Source organism: Streptomyces sp. NPDC091289 (genome assembly GCF_044757365.1).
Lineage (GTDB): Bacteria > Actinomycetota > Actinomycetes > Streptomycetales > Streptomycetaceae > Streptomyces.
Window position 1 is genome coordinate 1 of sequence record NZ_JBIVUT010000044.1, and the last position, 17,983, is coordinate 17,983.

At 70.7% G+C, this 17,983-nt stretch carries 16 protein-coding genes and 1 pseudogene; 8 read left to right on the top strand and 9 right to left on the bottom strand.

Features of this window, described 5'->3' with window-relative positions:
* Positions 1 to 361: 361 nt before the first annotated feature.
* Entirely contained in the window at positions 362 to 1,015 is a 654-nt protein-coding gene (locus tag ACIQPT_RS36680) for a DNA-3-methyladenine glycosylase (protein ID WP_401162580.1), read from the bottom strand.
* A gap of 87 nt (positions 1,016 to 1,102) precedes the next feature.
* Between ACIQPT_RS36680 and ACIQPT_RS36685 the strand changes: the two genes are divergently transcribed.
* From ACIQPT_RS36685 to ACIQPT_RS36695, 3 genes are all read left to right on the top strand, one after another.
* Positions 1,103 to 1,885: a sporulation protein gene (locus tag ACIQPT_RS36685; RefSeq protein ID WP_401162582.1), complete on the top strand. Its 783-nt coding sequence runs from the start codon at positions 1,103 to 1,105 to the stop codon at positions 1,883 to 1,885.
* A gap of 65 nt (positions 1,886 to 1,950) precedes the next feature.
* Positions 1,951 to 2,487, top strand: a complete 537-nt coding sequence (locus ACIQPT_RS36690; protein WP_401162584.1) for a YbhB/YbcL family Raf kinase inhibitor-like protein — start codon at positions 1,951 to 1,953, stop codon at positions 2,485 to 2,487.
* 138 nt (positions 2,488 to 2,625) lie between these two features.
* A complete protein-coding gene (locus ACIQPT_RS36695) occupies positions 2,626 to 3,135 on the top strand; it encodes an HNH endonuclease (RefSeq protein WP_069756287.1) in 510 nt (169 codons plus the stop codon).
* Positions 3,136 to 3,250: 115 nt separating this feature from the next.
* On the opposite strand, the gene ACIQPT_RS36700 is transcribed toward ACIQPT_RS36695, so the two are convergent.
* The 4 genes from ACIQPT_RS36700 to ACIQPT_RS36715 all read right to left on the bottom strand — a co-directional run bounded on the left by ACIQPT_RS36700 (position 3,251) and on the right by ACIQPT_RS36715 (position 6,626).
* Positions 3,251 to 4,024: a sulfite exporter TauE/SafE family protein gene (locus ACIQPT_RS36700; RefSeq protein ID WP_401162585.1), complete on the bottom strand. Its 774-nt coding sequence runs from the start codon at positions 4,022 to 4,024 to the stop codon at positions 3,251 to 3,253.
* Positions 4,025 to 4,101: 77 nt separating this feature from the next.
* A complete protein-coding gene (locus ACIQPT_RS36705; protein WP_401162587.1) occupies positions 4,102 to 5,106 on the bottom strand; it encodes an SPFH domain-containing protein in 1,005 nt (334 codons plus the stop codon).
* A 114-nt stretch (positions 5,107 to 5,220) separates the two neighbouring features.
* Positions 5,221 to 5,649, bottom strand: a complete 429-nt coding sequence (locus tag ACIQPT_RS36710; RefSeq protein WP_401162589.1) for an NfeD family protein — start codon at positions 5,647 to 5,649, stop codon at positions 5,221 to 5,223.
* Positions 5,650 to 5,828: 179 nt separating this feature from the next.
* Entirely contained in the window at positions 5,829 to 6,626 is a 798-nt protein-coding gene (locus tag ACIQPT_RS36715) for an ABC transporter ATP-binding protein (RefSeq protein ID WP_401162590.1), read from the bottom strand.
* A gap of 134 nt (positions 6,627 to 6,760) precedes the next feature.
* On the opposite strand from ACIQPT_RS36715, the gene ACIQPT_RS36720 reads away from it, so the two are divergent.
* Positions 6,761 to 7,552 (top strand): hypothetical protein, encoded by a 792-nt coding sequence (locus tag ACIQPT_RS36720; RefSeq protein ID WP_401162592.1) that lies wholly within the window; start codon positions 6,761 to 6,763, stop codon positions 7,550 to 7,552.
* A gap of 360 nt (positions 7,553 to 7,912) precedes the next feature.
* On the opposite strand, the gene ACIQPT_RS36725 is transcribed toward ACIQPT_RS36720, so the two are convergent.
* From ACIQPT_RS36725 to ACIQPT_RS36735, 3 genes are all read right to left on the bottom strand, one after another.
* Positions 7,913 to 8,164 (bottom strand): chaplin, encoded by a 252-nt coding sequence (locus tag ACIQPT_RS36725; protein WP_030627315.1) that lies wholly within the window; start codon positions 8,162 to 8,164, stop codon positions 7,913 to 7,915.
* 155 nt (positions 8,165 to 8,319) lie between these two features.
* Positions 8,320 to 8,964 carry a response regulator transcription factor gene (locus ACIQPT_RS36730; RefSeq protein WP_030590332.1) on the bottom strand — a complete coding sequence of 215 codons (645 nt, stop codon included), beginning with the start codon at positions 8,962 to 8,964 and terminating at the stop codon, positions 8,320 to 8,322.
* On the bottom strand, positions 8,957 to 10,102 hold the full coding sequence (locus tag ACIQPT_RS36735) for a GAF domain-containing sensor histidine kinase (RefSeq protein ID WP_401162595.1): 1,146 nt from the start codon (positions 10,100 to 10,102) through the stop codon (positions 8,957 to 8,959). The genes ACIQPT_RS36730 and ACIQPT_RS36735 overlap by 8 nt, the downstream gene beginning before the upstream one ends.
* A 257-nt stretch (positions 10,103 to 10,359) precedes the next feature.
* On the opposite strand from ACIQPT_RS36735, the gene ACIQPT_RS36740 reads away from it, so the two are divergent.
* From ACIQPT_RS36740 to ACIQPT_RS36750, 3 genes and pseudogenes are all read left to right on the top strand, one after another.
* Entirely contained in the window at positions 10,360 to 11,085 is a 726-nt protein-coding gene (locus ACIQPT_RS36740) for an SDR family NAD(P)-dependent oxidoreductase (protein WP_401162597.1), read from the top strand.
* Between the two features lie 221 nt (positions 11,086 to 11,306).
* Positions 11,307 to 12,445, top strand: a pseudogene (locus ACIQPT_RS36745) (S-adenosylmethionine:tRNA ribosyltransferase-isomerase).
* A 279-nt stretch (positions 12,446 to 12,724) separates the two neighbouring features.
* Entirely contained in the window at positions 12,725 to 13,501 is a 777-nt protein-coding gene (locus tag ACIQPT_RS36750; RefSeq protein WP_401162599.1) for a transglycosylase SLT domain-containing protein, read from the top strand.
* Positions 13,502 to 13,603: 102 nt separating this feature from the next.
* Here the strand turns inward: ACIQPT_RS36750 and ACIQPT_RS36755 are convergent, their stop codons facing one another.
* On the bottom strand, positions 13,604 to 16,207 hold the full coding sequence (locus ACIQPT_RS36755; RefSeq protein WP_401162601.1) for an FHA domain-containing protein: 2,604 nt from the start codon (positions 16,205 to 16,207) through the stop codon (positions 13,604 to 13,606).
* Between the two features lie 436 nt (positions 16,208 to 16,643).
* Here ACIQPT_RS36755 and serB point away from each other — a divergent pair, with 436 nt between their 5' ends.
* On the top strand, positions 16,644 to 17,960 hold the full coding sequence (gene serB / locus ACIQPT_RS36760) for a phosphoserine phosphatase SerB (protein ID WP_401162603.1): 1,317 nt from the start codon (positions 16,644 to 16,646) through the stop codon (positions 17,958 to 17,960).
* Positions 17,961 to 17,983: the final 23 nt, after the last annotated feature.

The following is a 17,983-nucleotide window of genomic DNA, read 5'->3' on the forward strand; positions in this document are numbered from 1 at the left end:
GTGTCCGATTCCCGGTCGAAGCGGGGTGCTTTCCAGGTTCTTCGCTTTCGCGTTTTCCCTTTCCGGCGGTTCCAACTTTACCAGACTCTTTTTCGCTCCGTTTCCGGTCCGAATTCGATTTCCGGTGGCCTGTGGAGTGGCCTTGCCTTTCGGCGTGTTCACTACGTTAGCCGATTCTCTTGGCAGCTCATAATCGAGCCGATGGGGCGAATTACGGGCATGCCGAATTCGCACCCGCCAGGGTGAGTCGTAGGTAGTGGTTTGGCCGCTTCGAGTGGCTCGGTGCGGTCCGATGGACCGTGCCGACAGCTGTACCCGTGTCAAGCGGCTCGGACTACATTAGGCGTCCGCCGAGGGTGCGTCAAGTTGCCTTGCGGCTCGGCCGGCGGCGCGGTGCGTGGGCACGGTACGGGCTCACCGTGGGGTCTCCCTCGATCCAGAAGCGCCACGGCTGGTGGGCCCCGTCGCCGCCCACCCCGGTGCGGGGGCCGCTGCGTACGAGGTCACGGGGCGGTGGGGTGCCGTGCAGTACGGACAGGGCCGGGGCGGGGCCGGCGAAGAGGTCGCTGCCGTTCAGGTCGCGGTCGACGTCGAGGGCGGTGGCGAGGCGGGCCGGGCCTTTGGCCAGTTCCTTGTCGTTGCGGGCCGAGACGCGTCGGTGGCGGGCCAGGCCGGCGCCCACCTCGATCTCGCCGGCCCGGAGCAGGACTCCGCTCGCATGGCCGTCCGGGCCGCAGACCAGGTTGAGGCAGTGCCACATCCCGTACGTGAAGTAGACGTACGTGTGACCGGGTGGACCGAACATCACGCCGTTGCGGGCGGTACGGCCCCGGAAGGCGTGCGAGCCGGGGTCGATCTCTCCCGCGTACGCCTCCACCTCGGTCAGGCGCAGCTCGATCGTGCCCTCCTCGGCACGTCGGACGAGCGTGCGGCCCAGGAGGTCGGGGGCGACGTCCAGTACGGAGCGGTCGAAGAAGTCTCGCGTCAATGGGGTGCGGTCGGGGCCCTTGGTCATGGCGTCCGAGGGTACTGGGATCGCCATGACGGGAACCGGCTACCGTCATGGCGCGTATGTAGGGGTCAGGACCAAGAAGGAGTGACTATGGGCTTCAAGCGGCTGCTCGCGAGCATGGGTGCCGGCGGTGCCTCGGTGGAGACCGAGCTCACCGAGGTGAACGTCGTCCCCGGTGGGGTCGTCCAGGGTGAGGTGCGGATCCAGGGTGGTTCGGTCGCCCAGCAGATCGAGGGGCTCAATGTCGGGCTCCAGGCGCGGGTCGAGGTCGAGAGCGGGGACCAGGAGACCAAGCAGGACATCGAGTTCACCAAGCTGAACCTCGGGGGCGCGTTCGAGGTTCAGGCCGGCGCGGTGCACGTGGTGCCGTTCGGCCTGGAGATTCCGTGGGAGACGCCGATCACGATGTTCGGCGGCCAGCAGCTGCGCGGGATGAACATCGGGGTGACCACCGAGCTGGAGATCGCCCGCGCGCTGGACTCCGGTGACCTGGACCCGATCAACGTGCACCCGCTGCCGGCGCAGGAGGCCATCCTGAACGCCTTCAGTCAGCTGGGCTTCGGCTTCCGCAGCGCGGACATGGAGCGCGGTCACATCCGCGGTACGCGTCAGCGGCTGCCGTTCTACCAGGAGATCGAGTTCATCCCGCCGACGCAGTACCGCGGGCTGAACCAGGTGGAGCTGACGTTCGTCGCCGACGACCGCGAGATGGACGTCGTCCTGGAGATGGACAAGAAGCCGGGTCTGTTCAGCGAGGGCAGCGACTCCTACCGGGCGTTCAAGGTGGGGCTGCACGACTACCAGCAGACCGACTGGGCGGCGTACCTCAACCAGTGGCTCGCCCAGGTCGGCGGCCAGCGCAACTGGCTCTAGAAGGGCGGTACGCCCCCTAAGGTCGGGGAAGAAGGCAGACGAACCGATCAGGAGAGGTGCGAGACGTGACCGAGCCGAAGAGGGCCCCGCTGCCGCACGACTTCCATCCGGAGGTTCCGGCGTTCACCGTGGTGAGCGACGACCTCGCGCCGGGGGCCGTGCTGGGCGACGCCCAGGTGCTTGCGGGCGGGAACACTTCGCCGCAGCTGCGGTGGGAGGGTTTTCCCGAGGGGACCAAGAGCTTCGCCGTGACGTGTTTCGACCCGGACGCCCCGACGGGCAGCGGGTTCTGGCACTGGGTGCTCTTCGACCTCCCGGTGTCGGTGACCGAGCTGCCGGCGGGCGCGGGCAGCGGGGAGTTCGAGGGGCTGCCCGAAAGGGCCGTTCAGGCCCGTAACGACTACGGCTCCAAGGACTTCGGCGGTGCGGCGCCGCCGGCCGGGGAGAACCACCGGTATGTGTTCACCGTGTACGCGGTGGACACCGAGAAGCTCGGGATCGACAGCGACGTGTCTCCCGCGGTGGCCGGATTCAATCTCCGGTTCCACACGCTGGGGCGTGCGCAGCTGATCGGTGAGTACACGGCTCCCGCCGGCGATTAATTCGTTTGCTGTTTGCCCTGCTCCGGTCTTGGAGAGACCAGAGCAGGGCATTTTTTATTGCGTTGTCCATCGCGGCCCGCCCAGCCAGAGTTGATCCGGGCCTGCCAGGGGGCGGGCGGCACACGGGAGGTGGGCAGGATGCGTGACACGCTGGTTCTCAACGCGAGCTTCGAGCCGCTGTCGACAGTGACGCTCAACCGTGCGGTGGTCCTGATCCTGACGGACAAGGCCGTCGTCGAGCAGTCGCATCCCGAGCTCCGTATGCGTGGTGCCGCCGTGGACATTCCGGCGCCCCGGGTGATCAGGCTCTGCCGGTACGTACGGGTGCCGTTCCGAAGACAGGCGCCGTGGTCCAGAAGGGGTGTGCTGATACGGGACCAGCACCGGTGCGCGTACTGCGGGCGGCGGGCGTCCACCGTCGACCACGTGGTGCCGCGTGCCCAGGGTGGGCAGGACACCTGGCTGAACACGGTGGCCTCCTGCGCCGAGGACAACCACCGCAAGGCGGCCAGGACGCCGGAGCAGGCGGGGATGCCGCTGCTGAAGCAGCCGTTCGTCCCCTCCCCCGCCGAGGCGATGCTGCTGGCGATGGGGGCCGGCGACCGCTCGGCGCTTCCCGAGTGGCTGGACCGGGCGGCGGCCGCGTAGAGCGGTGGAGTAGCGCGTTGGCGTAGAGCAGTGGCGTCGAGCGCGGGGCGTAATTGACATACGCCTGGTGGTGTATGCGTGGGCCCGTCCCTGTGAGGGGGCGGGCCCACGTGTGTCAGCGGAGCAGCAGCTGGACGATGGCCACCGTGCCGACGGCCACGATCAGGGCGCGCAGGACGGTGGGGCTCAGGCGGCGGCCGACCTTGGCGCCTATCTGGCCGCCGATGGCCGAGCCGATCGCGATGAGGACGACGGCCGTCCAGTCGAAGTGGGCGACGAAGAGGAAGAACAGGGCGGCGATGGAGTTGACCACGGCGGCCAGGACGTTCTTGACGGCGTTGAGGCGCTGCATCGTGTCGTCGAGCAGCATGCCCATCAGGGAGAGGTAGATGATCCCCTGGGCGGCGGTGAAGTAGCCGCCGTAGACGCTGGCGAGCATCAGGCCGGTGAAGAGGAGCGGGCCGCCGTCGGCGCGGGGCGGGGTGCCGGTGTGTTCACGGCGGCGCTGGACGGCTTTGCTGATGCGTGGTTGCAGGATCACCAGGACGAGCGCCAGGGCGACCAGGACCGGGACGATCGTCTCGAAGGCCGTGGAGGGCAGGGCGAGCAGGAGGGTGGCTCCCGTGAGGCCGCCGATGGCGGCTCCGATGCTCAGTTTGAGGATGCGGCGGCGCTGGCCTGCCAGCTCCTTGCGGTAGCCGATGGCTCCGCTGATGGAGCCGGGGATGAGGCCCAGCGCGTTGGACACGGTCGCCGTGACCGGGGGGAGGCCGGTGGCGAGCAGGACGGGGAAGGTGATCAGGGTGCCCGAGCCGACGATCGTGTTGATCGTGCCGGCTCCGACTCCGGCCGCGAAGACGGCGAGTATTTCCCAGATGGACAAGGCCATCTCCTTCGGTGGTCAGTGATGCCTCCCCGCCATGAAGGTCGAGGGGCCTCACTGATCATGCACGAAGGGTTCCGGGGTCAGGAGACGGGGGGTTCCTCGCGTCGTTCCACCGCGGGCGCGGGGATGGAGCCGTGGCCGTTTCCGCCGTTGCCATTGCCTCCGTTGTTTCCATTGCCGCCGTTGCCACCGGTGTTGAAGCCGGGCATGCCGCCGCCGAGGTTGCCGAAGGCTCCGCTGAGGCCCTTGAGGGCGTCGCCGATCTCGCTGGGCACGATCCAGAGCTTGTTGGCGTCGCCCTCGGCGATCTTCGGGAGCATCTGGAGGTACTGGTACGAGAGGAGCTTCTGGTCCGGGTCTCCGGCGTGGATGGCCTCGAAGACCGTGCGGACGGCCTGGGCTTCGCCTTCGGCGCGCAGGGCGGCGGCCTTGGCCTCACCCTCGGCGCGCAGGATCGCGGACTGCTTCTCGCCCTCGGCGGTGAGGATCTGGGACTGCCGGATGCCCTCGGCGGTGAGGATCGCGGCGCGCTTGTCGCGGTCGGCGCGCATCTGCTTCTCCATCGAGTCCTGGATGGAGGTCGGCGGCTCGATCGCCTTGAGCTCGACGCGATTGACGCGGATGCCCCACTTGCCGGTCGCCTCGTCGAGGACGCCGCGCAGGGCCGCGTTGATCTCCTCGCGGGAGGTGAGGGTCCGCTCCAGGTCCATGCCGCCGATGATGTTGCGGAGGGTGGTGACGGTGAGCTGCTCGATCGCCTGGATGTAGCTGGCGACTTCGTAGGTCGCGGCGCGGGCGTCGGTCACCTGGTAGTAGATGACGGTGTCGATATTGACGACCAGGTTGTCCTGGGTGATCACCGGCTGCGGCGGGAAGGGCACCACCTGTTCACGGAGGTCGATCCGGTTGCGGATCGAGTCGATGAACGGGACGACGATGTTCAGGCCCGCGTTCAGGGTGCGGGTGTAGCGGCCGAACCGCTCCACGATGGCGGCGCTGGCCTGCGGGATGACCTGAATCGTCTTGATCAGGGCGATGAAGACGAGCACCACCAGGATGATCAGAACGATGATGATCGGTTGCATCGTGTCTCTCGTGTCCTTCGGTTGGCCGGTGGATCGCGGTGATCAGTGATCGGCATGATCGGCATGATCGACTTCGAGTCTGGCAGACCGCGGCCCGCCTCGTGCACGCTTCGGTCACATGACGACGGCCGTCGCTCCGTCGATGTCCACGACATCGACCTGGCTGCCGGGTTCGAAGACCTGGCCGGCGTCGAGCGAGCGGGCGGACCAGATTTCGCCGGCGAGCTTGATGCGGCCGCCGGAGGTCGATACCCGTTCCAGAACGACCGCTTGACGGCCTTTCAGGGCATCGATGCCGCTGGCGTGCCCGGTCTGTCCGGCCCGGTGTCTGGCGGCGATCGGGCGCACGACGGCGATCAGTGCGACCGAGACGGCGACGAAGACCAGCACCTGGGCGACGATTCCGCCGCCGAGGGCGGCGACGGCCGACGCGGCCACCGCCCCGACGGCGAACATCCCGAATTCGGGCATCGCGGTCAGGACGAGGGGGATGCCCAGTCCCACCGCGCCGATCAGCCACCACACCCATGCGTCGATGTCCACATGGTCATCGTAGGACTGTCGGTGCGTCACCGACAGGGCGCACGGGTGGCCAACTGCGGGGAACGGCTTGCGGATCGGGGGCGAGGTTACGTTGCGGCGCTCTGTCGGTCCCGGTGGCAGCCGGACATCCGGCCGGGACGTCCGGCCGGGACGTCAGGCCGGGACGTCAGGCCGGGACGTCAGGACAGCGGCAGGCCGTGTGCGGTGTAGCGGTCGCCGGTGTGCTCGACGATGAGCGGCAGGCCGAAGCAGAGGGAGAGGTTACGGGAGCTGAGCTCGGTCTCCATGGGGCCGGCCGCGAGGATCTTGCCCTGGCGGATCATCAGGACGTGGGTGAACCCGGGCGCGATCTCCTCGACATGGTGGGTCACCATGATCATGGAGGGGGCGAACGGGTCGCGGGCGAGGCGGCCGAGGCGGCGGACGAGGTCCTCGCGCCCGCCGAGGTCGAGTCCGGCGGCGGGCTCGTCCAGGAGCAGCAGTTCGGGGTCGGTCATCATGGCGCGGGCGATGAGCGTGCGCTTGCGCTCTCCTTCGGAGAGCGTGCCGAACTTGCGGTCCAGGTACTCGGTCATGCCGAGGCGGTCGAGGAAGGCGCGGGCGCGCTCCTCGTCGACGGCTTCGTAGTTCTCGTGCCAGGTGGCGGTCATGCCGTACGCGGCGGTGAGGACCGTCTGCAGCACCGTCTGGCGCTTGGGCAGCTTGTCGGCCATCGCGACGCCCGCCATGCCGATGCGGGGGCGGAGTTCGAAGACGTCGGTGCCGACGCCGCCGAGTTGCTCACCGAGGACCGTGGCCGTTCCCTTGCTGGGGAAGAGGTAGCTGGACGCGAGGTTGAGGAGGGTCGTCTTGCCGGCGCCGTTGGGGCCCAGGATGACCCAGCGCTCCCCCTCCTTGACCGACCAGGAGACATCGTCCACCAGAGCGCGTCCGTCGCGGACCACGGATACGTCCACCAGCTCCAGTACATCGCTCATGGCGCGTTGTCTCCCCAAGCAGTCTCGTCGATCGTCGCGTGCCGGTGGGCACGGCTCCCAAGGGAAAACCTACGCCACCGGGCGAGTGCTTCAGGCGTGAGGGCCGTTCCCCGGCCGTTGCCTAGGCTGTCGGCATGCTTGTCGAACCACGTTCAGGGTTGTTGGCCGCTTGGGGAAACGCTCTTCTGGCGGGACTCGTCTCGCCGGACGAGGCGGCCCTCGCGATTGTCGGACAGGACGCGGTGCACCGCGTCGAGGGGCTGCCGGGTGAGGCGGGGCCGGTCGGGCTCACGCTGGCGCTCGGCCGGCTGAGGGGGTTGGGGGCGACCGGTTTCCGGGTGGCGCTGCCGGTGCCGGGGCATCCGCTGGGGCTGAGCGGGCCGCCCGATTTCAACGCGCGGGCACTGGAGGCGGAGGAGGCGGTGGTCGCGTACGGGGTGCCGTACGGACTGGTGCCCGAGGTGAGCGAGGCGGGGCCGGAGGGGGATCTGCACATCGAGGTGGTGTGGCGGGTGCTGCCGGTACGGGAGGCGCCGCCCGCGGATGTGCCGTCGCTGGGCGAGGCGGAGCGGGAGCTGGCGGAGGCGTTGCGGGATGCGACGGCGGTGCTGTCGCGGCTGGACGTGGCCGGTTCCGGGCCGGTGGCGGAGGCGGCGGTGGACGCGTACCGGGCGCGGGCGGAGCGGAGTCGGGGGCGCGAGGTGCTGGCGCCCGGGTATCCGCCGCGGGCGGTGCGGGTGCTGGAGATGGCGCAGCGGGTGGGGCTGCTGGTCTCGGTGGCGTACGAGAACGGGCACGGCGGTGCGGTGAGCGCGTCGGAGATCGCGGCGCGGGGGGAGGCGTTGCGGCCGGTGGAGCGGGTGGCTCGGCGGGCGTTGGTGGCGGCGTACAACGCGTATGTGGAGGGCGGGGAGGTTCGGCGGTAGGCCCGCGGGCCTTTTGTCCTCAAGCGCCGGACGGGCTGGGGCCCCTGGGCAGGGGGCCTGGTGGGCTCGGGGTCCCCGTGGTCGAGGGGTCCGTCCTCAAGCGCCGGACGGGCTGGGTGGGGCGCCGGGCGGGCTGGAGCAGGGGCTCCCCGGGGACGGGTCCGTTGGGCTCGGGGTCCCCGTGGCCTGGGTTCCGTCCTCAAACGCCGGACGGGCTGGAAGTTGCGCCGGACGGATGGGAAGGGGATCCCCGGGCGAGTCGGGGAGGGGATCCCCCGGCGGGCTGGAGCGAGGGTGCGCGAAAGCCGGGCGGGGCCTTGGGGATGGGAGGCGCCGTCCGGCTTTCGGGTGGGGCTGGGGTCAGTGGTTGAGGCCGAGGTTGCCGAAGGCCGGGTTGAGCAGGCCCACCACGTTGACCGTGTTGCCGACCACGTTCACCGGGACGGCGACGGGAACCTGTACGAGGTTGCCGCTGGCGACGCCCGGGGAGTGGGTGGCCAGGCCCTCGGCGCCGGCGCCGCTGTGGCCGGTGGCGGAGGCGGCTCCGGCACCGGCGGCGATGAGGCCGCCCGCGATCATGGTGACGGCGGCGGCCTTCTTCAGGTTCTTCACTTCAGGATCCTCCTAGAGAGGCTGCGGCGAGCCGCCGCAGCACGCCCTGGAGAACGCCGTGCGGTCCGGAAGGATGCGCCGTACGGGTGACATACACCCGACAGTATGAATCTCGGTCCGGACGGGAACCCGCCGCGGTGCAGCGGGCCCCGCCGTCAGCCCGCCGCTCCGTGACGTACCGCCCAGAGCGCGGCCTGGGTCCGGTCGGACAGGTCGAGCTTCATCAGGATGTTCGAGACATGGGTCTTGACCGTCTTCTCCGAAAGGACGAGAGCGCGGGCGATCTCCCGGTTGGAACGGCCGTCGGCGATGAGGCCGAGCACTTCTCGTTCCCGCTCGGTGAGCGTGCTCCCCCGGCCCGTGCCGGTGCCCGCGTCCTCCTGGGCCAGCAGCGCGCCCGCGACCTCCGGCTGGAGCAGGACGTGTCCGGCGTGCACCGAGCGGATCGCGCCGGCCAGGGCGTCCGGGTCGACGTCCTTGTAGACGTAACCGGAGGCTCCGGCGCGCAGGGCGGGGACCACCGTGCGCTGTTCGGTGAAGCTGGTGACGATGAGGACCTTCGCGGGATTGTCGAGCTCGCGCAGGCGGCGCAGGGCCTCGATGCCGTCGGTGCCGGGCATCTTGATGTCCATCAGCACGACGTCGGGGCGGAGCTCCTCGGTCCGGGCCACGCCCTCCGCGCCGTCGGACGCCTCGCCGACGACCTCTATGTCCTCCTGGATCTCCAGGAACGTACGCAGTCCGCGGCGGACCACCTGATGGTCGTCGACCAGCAGCACCCTGATGATCTTGTCAGCCACCGGGGACCTCCATCTCGATCGTGGCGCCCTTGCCGGGCTCCGAGTCAACGGTGAGTCGGCCGCCGACGCTGTTCGCCCGGTGGCGCATGGAGACGAGGCCGAGGTGGCGGCCCGCCCGCCGGACGGCGGTGGGGTCGAAGCCGCCCCCGTCGTCGGTGACGCGCAGGACGGTGGCGGCGCCGCGCCGGGCCAGGGTGACGCTCACACGCTCCGCCCCGGAGTGGCGCAGGGCGTTGTGCAGGGCCTCCTGGGCGACCCGGAGCAGCGCCTCCTCCTGGGCGGCGGGCAGCGCGCGCACTCCGCAGCTCTCGAAGGCGACCTCGGCGGTGTGCGCCCGGTCCAGGACCTGGATCTGGGTACGGAGGGTGGCGATCAGCCCGTCCTCGTCGAGGGCGGCCGGGCGCAGCTCCACGACGGCGGCCCGCAGTTCGTCGACCGCTTCGGCGGCGAGCGCGGCGACCTGCTGGAGTTCGCCCTTGGCACGGGCGGGATCGCGGTCGACGAGGGCGGTGGCGGCCTGGGCGGTGAGGCGGAGCGAGAACAGCTTCTGGCTGACCGCGTCGTGCAGCTCGTGGGCCAGGCGGGAGCGTTCCTCGGCGATGGTCAGCTCGCGGCTGCGTTCGTAGAGGCGGGCGTTGGTGAGCGCGATGGCGGCGTGCTGGGCGAGGATCTGGAGCAGTTCCTCGTCCTCGGCGGTGAAGCCGCAGCCGCCCTCGGGCTTGGGGCACATCTTGTTGGCGAGGAACAGGGCCCCGATGATCTCGTCGCCGTCCGTGATGGGCAGGCCGAGGAAGTCGGACATGTCGGGGTGGGCGTCCGGCCAGCCCCCGAAGCGGGGGTCCTCGCGGACGTCGGCGAGCCGTTCGGGCTTCGCCTCGTGCAGCATCGCGGCGAGGATGCCGTGCTGGCGGGGCAGCGGGCCGATGGCCTTCCACTGTTCGTCGCTGACCCCGTCGACCACGAACTGGGCGAAGCCGCCGTGGTCGTCCGGGACGCCGAGGGCCGCGTACTGGGCGTCGAGCAGCTCGCGGGCGGAGGCGACGATCGTCTTCAGGACGTCGCCCACTTCGAGGTGCCGGCTCATGGCGAGCAGCGCGGCACTCACTGCGGCGAGGCCCGACGGTGGGCGATGACTCATGGGATCACCGTACTGGCGGGGACGGCACGGCCGTATCGGGCCGGGGGCGGTGTTGGGCGGGTGGGGGCCTAGATCCGGTCGGCGGGTCTCTCGGCCGGAGGTCGTAGGACTGCTCGGGACCTACGTCGAAGTGCCGGGTACGGGTGCGGCTCCCGGGCGAGGCGCGGTGCGGTCCGGGCTTCCTACGTTGGGTCCACCGGGGCCTCCCGGTGGAACGCCGAGGGTACGAAGCCGAGGGTACGAAGGGGACGGTCGTCATGCCGGTCGCGATGATCACGGGTGGTTCGAAGGGGCTGGGGCGCGCGCTGGCGGGGGCGCTGGCCGGGCAGGGGTGGGACCTGGTGCTGGACGCCCGGACCGCCGGAGTGCTGGAGGACACCGCGCGGGAGCTGCGCGGGCGGTACGGGACGCGGGTGGTGGCGGTGCCGGGGGACGTCACGGACGCGGCGCATCGGGCGGAGCTGGTGGCTGCCGCCGGGGCGCTGGGCGGTCTCGACCTGTTGGTGAGCAACGCGAGCGTGCTGGGCGCGGAGCCGCTGGTCCGGCTGGACGCGTTGCCGCTGGAGGGGCTGCGGCGGGCGCTGGAGACGAATGTGGTGGCGGCGCTCGGTCTCGTACAGGAGGCGTTGCCGTCGTTGCGGGCCTCGGGGGCGGGGGCGGTGGTGGTGATCAGCTCGGACGCATCGGCGGAGCCGTACCCGACGTGGGGCGGTTACGGGGCGTCGAAGGCGGCGCTGGACCAGCTGGCGGCGGTGCTGGGCGAGGAGGAGCCGGGGCTGCGGGTGTGGGCCGTCGACCCGGGTGACATGGCGACGGACCTGTACGCCGCGGCGGTCCCGGAGGATGCGGACGAGCCCCGGCCGTCGCCGGAGAGCGTGGCGCCCGCGTTCCTGCGGCTGGTGCGGGAGCGGCCGGCGAGTGGACGGTTCGCCGCCCCGGCCCTGCTGGAGGGGGCGGCGGGGCCGGACGGGGGTCCGCGGTGACCGCGCGGGGGCGGGGGCCCGGCGGGGCCGCCCTGTCCGCTCCGGGCCCGGGCGGTCCGGGCCGGACCGACGAGCACCGGGACGACGAGCGCCCGGCCGACGGGGCCGCGCGTCGATGGGTCGGTTCCGGGGCCGGAACCGACCCCGAGGCCGGGACCGAGGCCGGGACCGGGACCGGGGCCAGCACCGAGGCCAGGTCCGGCCCCGGTGGCCCAAGGCCCCTGGAGGCGTTGCGGGTGCCCGATGTCCTGTCGGCCCGGGTGCCGGCCGAGCAGCGGGGTGCGGGGCGGGACGACGTACGGCTGCTGGTGTCGCGGGGGCGTGCCGTCTCGCACCATGCGTTCCGGGAGCTGCCCGGGCAGCTGCGGCGCGGGGACGTGCTGGTGGTGAACACGTCCATGACGTTGCCCGCCGCGGTGAACGGGCGGATGGGCGGTGAGCGGGTCGTCGTGCACTTCTCGACGCGGGGTGCGGACGGGCGGTGGGCGGTGGAGCTGCGGGCTCCCGGCCGGGCGGGAGTCACCGGGCCGGACCGGGCGGGAGTCACCGGGCCAGTCGGGGCGGGAGTCACCGGGCCGCGGCCGGGTGGTCCGGTGGGGGCGGTGGTGCGGCTGCCGGGCGGGAACGCCCTGGTGCTGGAGGAGCCGCTGGGGCCCGCGGCGGGGGCCCGGCTGTGGTGGGCGCGGGTGCCGGAGCCGGTGCCGGAGCTGTTGCGGCGGTACGGGCGGCCGATCCGGTACGGGTACACGGATCGGGATCAGCCGCTGTCGGCGTACCGGACGGTGTTCGCGGCGCCCTCACCGGACGGGAGCGGTTCGGCGGAGATGCCGAGTGCCGCGCGGCCCTTCACCGCCGCGCTGGTGGCGGAGCTCGTGCGCCGGGGGTGCTGTTCGCTCCGCTGTCCCTGCATACGGGGGTGGCCTCGGCGGAGGCGCACGAGCCGCCGTACCCGGAGCGGTTCGCGGTGCCGGCGGCGACGGCGTGGCTGGTGAACGCCGTACGGGCGGCGCGGGGCGAGGACCCCGCGGCGGGCGGGCGGGTGATCGCGGTGGGGACGACGGCCGTGCGGGCGCTGGAGTCGGCGGCGGGGGCGGACGGGGTGGTGCGGCCGGCGGCGGGGTGGACGGATCTGGTGGTGACGCCCCGGCGGGGCGTGCGGGTGGTGGACGGGCTGCTGACCGGGCTGCACGAACCGGAGGCCTCGCATCTGCTGATGCTGGAGGCGGTGGCGGGGCGCGAGGCGCTGCGCCGCGGGTACGAGGCGGCGCTGCGGGAGCGGTACCTCTGGCACGAGTTCGGGGACGTCCACCTCATCCTGCCGGATGAGGAACGTAACGCTCCGGATTGCTTCAGCAACTAGTGGTGAGACTGTTACGTCGCCGATGTGAGCCCAGGCATAGGGCCCACGTCACTTACGAACGTCCCTAGTGGACCCATAAGGGCGATTTGAACAGGCCTGGGTAGAGGTCATTTCGGACTAACGGGACCCTCTTCCACTACCCGGCTTCGTACGTCACACCTTTGCCACGGCATTTTGCTGCCGCTAAGAATTGCTCTCGTCCCCGACGGAGGTACACAACACCGCCTCCGGTCTCGTCCTCCGTGAGGACACCCTGAGCATTCGAAGAGGTAGCCCTACATGTCTGCGACTCGCATCCCCAGTCGTGTCCGTCGTCTGAACAAGGTCCAGAAGATCACTGTGGCCGGTGTGTCGGCCCTTGGCGTCGCCGCCCTGACCTTCTCGCTCGTCCCGTCGAACGCCGAGGCCGAGATCGCCCCGCAGGCGGCGGCCGCCGCCGCGCCCGTGGCCTTCACCGCCGCCGCCGGCTCCGCCCAGGCCAAGACCGTGCAGAACAGCATGATCGAGCAGCACTCCACCGCCGAGAAGCTGGTGAAGGCCGCCGACGCCGCGAAGGCGAAGGCCGCTGCCGAGACCAAGGCCGCCGCCGCGAAGGCCAAGGCCGCGTCCGAGGCGAAGGCCAAGGCCGCCGCCGACGCCAAGGACAAGGCCGAGAAGGCCGCCAAGGCCAAGGCGGACGCGAAGAAGCGCGCGACCGAGAAGGCCAACCGCTCCACCGCGCGCAAGCCCGTCTACGCCAACAACCTGGACGGCTGGATCCGCGAGGCCATGTCGATCATGAAGAAGGAAGGCATCCCGGGCTCGTACGACGGGATCCACCGCAACATCATCCGGGAGTCCAGCGGTAACCGCTGGGCCATCAACAACTGGGACATCAACGCCCGGAACGGCATCCCGTCCAAGGGCCTGCTCCAGGTGATCCAGCCGACCTTCGACCGCTACCACGTGGCGGGCACCAAGAAGGACCTGTACGACCCGGTCGCCAACATCGTCGCCGCCTGCAACTACGCGGCCGACCGCTACGGCTCCATGGACAACGTGAACAGCGCGTACTGAGCCCGGCCGCACAGCCGAGCACAGCCGTACACAGGACACACGCCGGAGGCCGGCACCCCCGCGGGGGTGCCGGCCTCCGGCGTCGTTCCGTACAAGCCTGCCCTACTTGCGCATGACCTCGGGCTCGTGGCGGCGCAGCAGGCGCGAGACCGCGACGGCGCAGATGAGGCCGATCACCAGCAGCACGAGGATGTTGATCCCCCACTGGGTCGCCGAGGCCTCCCAGAGCGGGTCCAGGTCGGTCGGGTTCTTCGGGTCCCACGGCGGCATCAGGTTGGCCAGGTCCAGCGTGGAGCCGGCCGCGGCCACCCCCCAGCGCGACGGCATCAGCCAGGTGAGCTGCTCCAGGCCGGCCGTCCCGTACACCTGGAAGAGGACTCCGGTGAACACCAGCTGGACGATCGCGAACATCACCAGCAGCGGCATGGTCATCTCGGAGGTCTTGACCAGCGCGGAGATCATCAGGCCGAACATCATCGAGGTGAATCCGAGCGCCACGATGGAGAGGCAGATCTCGACGGCCGGGGGCATGAACAGGCCCTCGTCCGGCAGGTCACGGGCGGCGAAGCAGATGGCGCAGAGGATGATGCTCTGGAGCGCGGTGATCACGCCGAGCACGATCACCTTGGACGCCAGGTAGGCCGAGCGGGAGAGGCCGGTGGCCCGTTCCCGTTCGTAGATGACGCGTTCCTTGATCAGTTCCCGTACGGAGCTGGCCGAGGCGGCCAAGCAGATGCCGACCGCGAGGATCAGCAGGATCATTCCGGCTTTCCCGTTGAACTGGGTCGGCGGGGTGGGCGCGGCCAGCCCGAATTCCGCCGGAATGACCGCGCTCAGCACACCGATCACCGCGGGCAGCGCCACCATCAGGCCGAGGAACGCCTTGTCGGATGCGATGACGGAGACGTACCTGCGCACCAGGGTCCACAGCTGCGAGCCCCAGGTCTGCGGCTTCGGCGGGCGCATCTGCTGCGGGGGCGGCATGTTGACCGGCTGGGCCGCGACCGCGTCGATGTCGGCCGCGTACATCTGGTAGTGCTGCGAACCGCGCCAGCGGCCCGCCCAGTCGTAGTCGCGGTAGTTCTCGAAGGCGGAGAAGACGTCGGCCCAGCTGGTGTAGCCGAAGAAGTTCAGCGCTTCCTCCGGCGGACCGAAGTAGGCGACGGCACCGCCGGGCGCCATCACGAGGAGCTTGTCGCAGATCGCCAGCTCGGCGACCGAGTGCGTGACCACGAGCACCGTGCGGCCGTCGTCGGCGAGGCCGCGCAGCAGCTGCATGACATCGCGGTCCATGCCCGGGTCAAGGCCGGAGGTCGGCTCGTCCAGGAAGATCAGCGAGGGCTTGGTGAGCAGCTCCAGGGCGACCGAGACGCGCTTGCGCTGGCCGCCGGAGAGCGAGGTGATCTTCTTGTCCTTGTGGATGTCGAGCTTGAGCTCGGCGAGGACCTCGGTGATCCGGGACTGGCGCTCGGCCTCGGTGGTGTCCGCGGGGAAGCGGAGCTTGGCCGCGTACTTGAGGGCCTTGGTGACGGTCAGTTCCTTGTGCAGGATGTCGTCCTGCGGGACCAGACCGATGCGCTGGCGCAGCTCGGCGAACTGCTTGTACAGGTTTCGGTTGTCGTAGAGGACGTCACCCTGGTTGGCGGGCCGGTAGCCGGTGAGCGCCTTGAGCAGGGTGGACTTTCCGGAACCGGACGGGCCGATGACCGCGATCAGCGACTTCTCCGGGACGCCGAAGGAGACGTCCTTGAGGATCTGCTTCCCGCCGTCGACCGTCACCGTGAGGTGGCGGGCGGAGAAGGAGACCTCACCGGTGTCGACGAACTCTTCCAGCCGGTCGCCGACCAGCCGGAACGTCGAGTGACCGACGCCGACGATGTCGTTCGGGCCGATGAGGGCCGAGCCGGACTTGTGGAGCGGCAGACCGTTGACGTACGTGCCGTTGTGCGAGCCGAGGTCGCGGATCTCGAAGCGGCCGTCGGGCGTCGCGTGGAACTCGGCGTGGTTGCGGGAGACCTGGAGGTCGGAGACGACCAGTTCGTTCTCCAGCGCACGACCGATGCGCATGACCCGGCCGAGGTCCAGCTGGTGGAACGTCGTCGGGCTGCGGTCGCCGTAGACCGGCGGCGCCCCCGCGGCACCGCCCTGTCCCGGGCCGGCCGGATGCCCGGGGCCCTGCTGGTGCGGCACCTGCTGATGCGGGGCCTGCTGCTGGGGCACCTGGTGCGGGGCCTGCTGCTGGGGCGCCTGCTGGTACGGGGCCTGCGGCTGCTGCCAGGCCTGCTGCTGGGCAGGCGCCTGGTGCTGCGCCGGGGCCTGGTGCGCGGGCGCCTGCTGTCCGTGCCAGCCCGCGCCGCCGCCCTGGGGCTGCTGATGGGGCTGCTGCACCGGAGCCTGCTGGGCGGCGGGGCCGAGGCTCACCCGGGGCCCGTCGGTGGCGTTGCCCAGGTGCAGTACCGAGCCGGGGCCGATCTCCACCTGCTGGATCCGTCGGCCCTGCACATAGGTGCCGTTGGTGCTGCCGTGGTCCTCGATGGACCAACTCCGGCCGTTCCAGCTGATCGTGGCATGCCGCCACGACACTCTGGCGTCGTCGATCATCAGGTCGCCCTGTGGATCACGTCCAAGGGTGTACGACCTGGACGGATCGAGCGTCCAGGTGCTGCCATTCAATTCCAGTACGAGTTCCGGCACTCCGCGCCCCACTAGTTGTCCCCCGTGTTACCCCCGTCGCAGGGAGTCTAGGGATGCTGAACATCGTGGGGAACTATTCCAGGAGCAGTCCCCGATCGGAAAGTCGGGCGGGTGAAGAGCGCGCGGAGACCTGCGCGAACACCCCGAAACCGGGGGGTGAAACGGGAGCGGAACGGAAGAAGTCCGGATGAAGAGCTGATTACCGGCCAGAGAATGTTCAGCGACTTCATAACGTCAGATACAGGACACCCGGCGCGGCCGGGCGCAAGACCCGTACCGGCCAGATCCGCGGCTCATCGCCCACCCGGGCCCGGGCCCGCCGCCCGGCGCCGCGGGCATCGCCGCGGGCATCGCCTGGGCGGCACCGGGGCCGGTGCCGGGCCGATACCGTCCGGCACTCGGGACGGGCGGCCGGAGGAGGCGGCGGGACCGATACGGTGGGAGCACCATGAGCGCATCTCAGCCACCTCAGCCCCCCTCGTCTCCTGAGCCCTCTGAGCCTTCTGAGCCGCCTGAGCCCCGTCGGGTCGACGGGTCGGGCGACGCATCCAGTGACGGGCCCCCTCCGGGCGGCGACGCACCCACGCTTCTCGTCAAGATCTTCGGCAAGGACCGTCCGGGCATCACCGCCGGGCTCTTCGACACCCTCGCCGCGTACGCGGTCGACGTCGTGGACATCGAGCAGGTCGTCACCCGGGGGCGCATCGTGCTGTGCGCCCTGGTCACCGCGCCCACCGCGGGAGGAACGACCGAGGGCGATCTGCGGGCGACCGTGCACAGCTGGGCCGACTCCCTGAAGCTGCAGGCCGAGATCATCTCCGGCATCGGCGACAACCGCCCCCGCGGTGACGGCCGTTCCCATGTGACGGTGCTGGGGCACCCGCTCACCGCGGAGTCGACCGCCGCCATAGCGGCCACCATCACCTCGACCGGCGGGAACATCGACCGCGTCTTCCGACTGGCGAAGTATCCGGTCACCGCCGTCGAGTTCGCGGTGTCGGGGACCGGGACCGCCGAGCTGCGGACCGCGCTGGCCACCGAGGCCGCGGAGATCGGCGTGGACGTCGCGGTGGTCTCGGCCGGGCTGAGCCGGCGGGCCCAGCGGCTGGTGGTCATGGACGTCGACTCCACACTGATCCAGGACGAGGTGATCGAGCTCTTCGCGGCGCACGCGGGCTGCGAGGCCGAGGTCGCCGAGGTGACCGAGCAGGCGATGCGCGGCGAGCTGGACTTCGAACAGTCGCTGCACGCCCGGGTCTCACTGCTGGCCGGGCTTGACGCCTCGGTGGTGGAGAAGGTCCGCGCCGAGGTACGGCTCACCCCCGGCGCCCGCACCCTGATCCGTACGCTGAAGCGGCTCGGCTACCAGGTCGGCGTCGTCTCCGGCGGCTTCACCCAGGTCACGGACGGCCTGAAGGAGGAGCTCGGGCTCGATTTCGCCTCGGCCAACACCCTGGAGGTGGTGGACGGCAGGTTCACCGGCCGGGTCGTCGGCGAGGTGGTGGACCGGGCGGGCAAGGCACGGCTGCTGCGGAGCTTCGCCGAGCAGGCGGGGGTGCCGCTGGCCCAGACGGTGGCGATCGGGGACGGGGCGAACGACCTCGACATGCTGAACACCGCCGGGCTCGGCGTCGCGTTCAACGCCAAGCCGATGGTCCGCGAGGCGGCGCACACCGCGGTGAACGTGCCGTTCCTGGACACCGTGCTCTATCTGCTCGGCATCACCCGCGAAGAGGTCGAGGCCGCGGACGGTCTCGTCGACTGATCACCCCCCGGGCCGACCGGCCG

What these genes read in the sequence shown, in the direction of transcription:
- ACIQPT_RS36680 (WP_401162580.1), bottom strand. Translation starts at nt 1,015, where the DNA reads ATGACCAAGGGCCCCGACCGCACCCCATTGACGCGAGACTTCTTCGAC.
- ACIQPT_RS36685 (WP_401162582.1), top strand. Translation starts at nt 1,103, where the DNA reads ATGGGCTTCAAGCGGCTGCTCGCGAGCATGGGTGCCGGCGGTGCCTCG.
- ACIQPT_RS36695 (WP_069756287.1), top strand. Translation starts at nt 2,626, where the DNA reads ATGCGTGACACGCTGGTTCTCAACGCGAGCTTCGAGCCGCTGTCGACA.
- ACIQPT_RS36700 (WP_401162585.1), bottom strand. Translation starts at nt 4,024, where the DNA reads ATGGCCTTGTCCATCTGGGAAATACTCGCCGTCTTCGCGGCCGGAGTC.
- ACIQPT_RS36705 (WP_401162587.1), bottom strand. Translation starts at nt 5,106, where the DNA reads ATGCAACCGATCATCATCGTTCTGATCATCCTGGTGGTGCTCGTCTTC.
- ACIQPT_RS36715 (WP_401162590.1), bottom strand. Translation starts at nt 6,626, where the DNA reads ATGAGCGATGTACTGGAGCTGGTGGACGTATCCGTGGTCCGCGACGGA.
- ACIQPT_RS36720 (WP_401162592.1), top strand. Translation starts at nt 6,761, where the DNA reads ATGCTTGTCGAACCACGTTCAGGGTTGTTGGCCGCTTGGGGAAACGCT.
- ACIQPT_RS36735 (WP_401162595.1), bottom strand. Translation starts at nt 10,102, where the DNA reads ATGAGTCATCGCCCACCGTCGGGCCTCGCCGCAGTGAGTGCCGCGCTG.
- ACIQPT_RS36740 (WP_401162597.1), top strand. Translation starts at nt 10,360, where the DNA reads ATGCCGGTCGCGATGATCACGGGTGGTTCGAAGGGGCTGGGGCGCGCG.
- ACIQPT_RS36750 (WP_401162599.1), top strand. Translation starts at nt 12,725, where the DNA reads ATGTCTGCGACTCGCATCCCCAGTCGTGTCCGTCGTCTGAACAAGGTC.
- serB (WP_401162603.1), top strand. Translation starts at nt 16,644, where the DNA reads ATGAGCGCATCTCAGCCACCTCAGCCCCCCTCGTCTCCTGAGCCCTCT.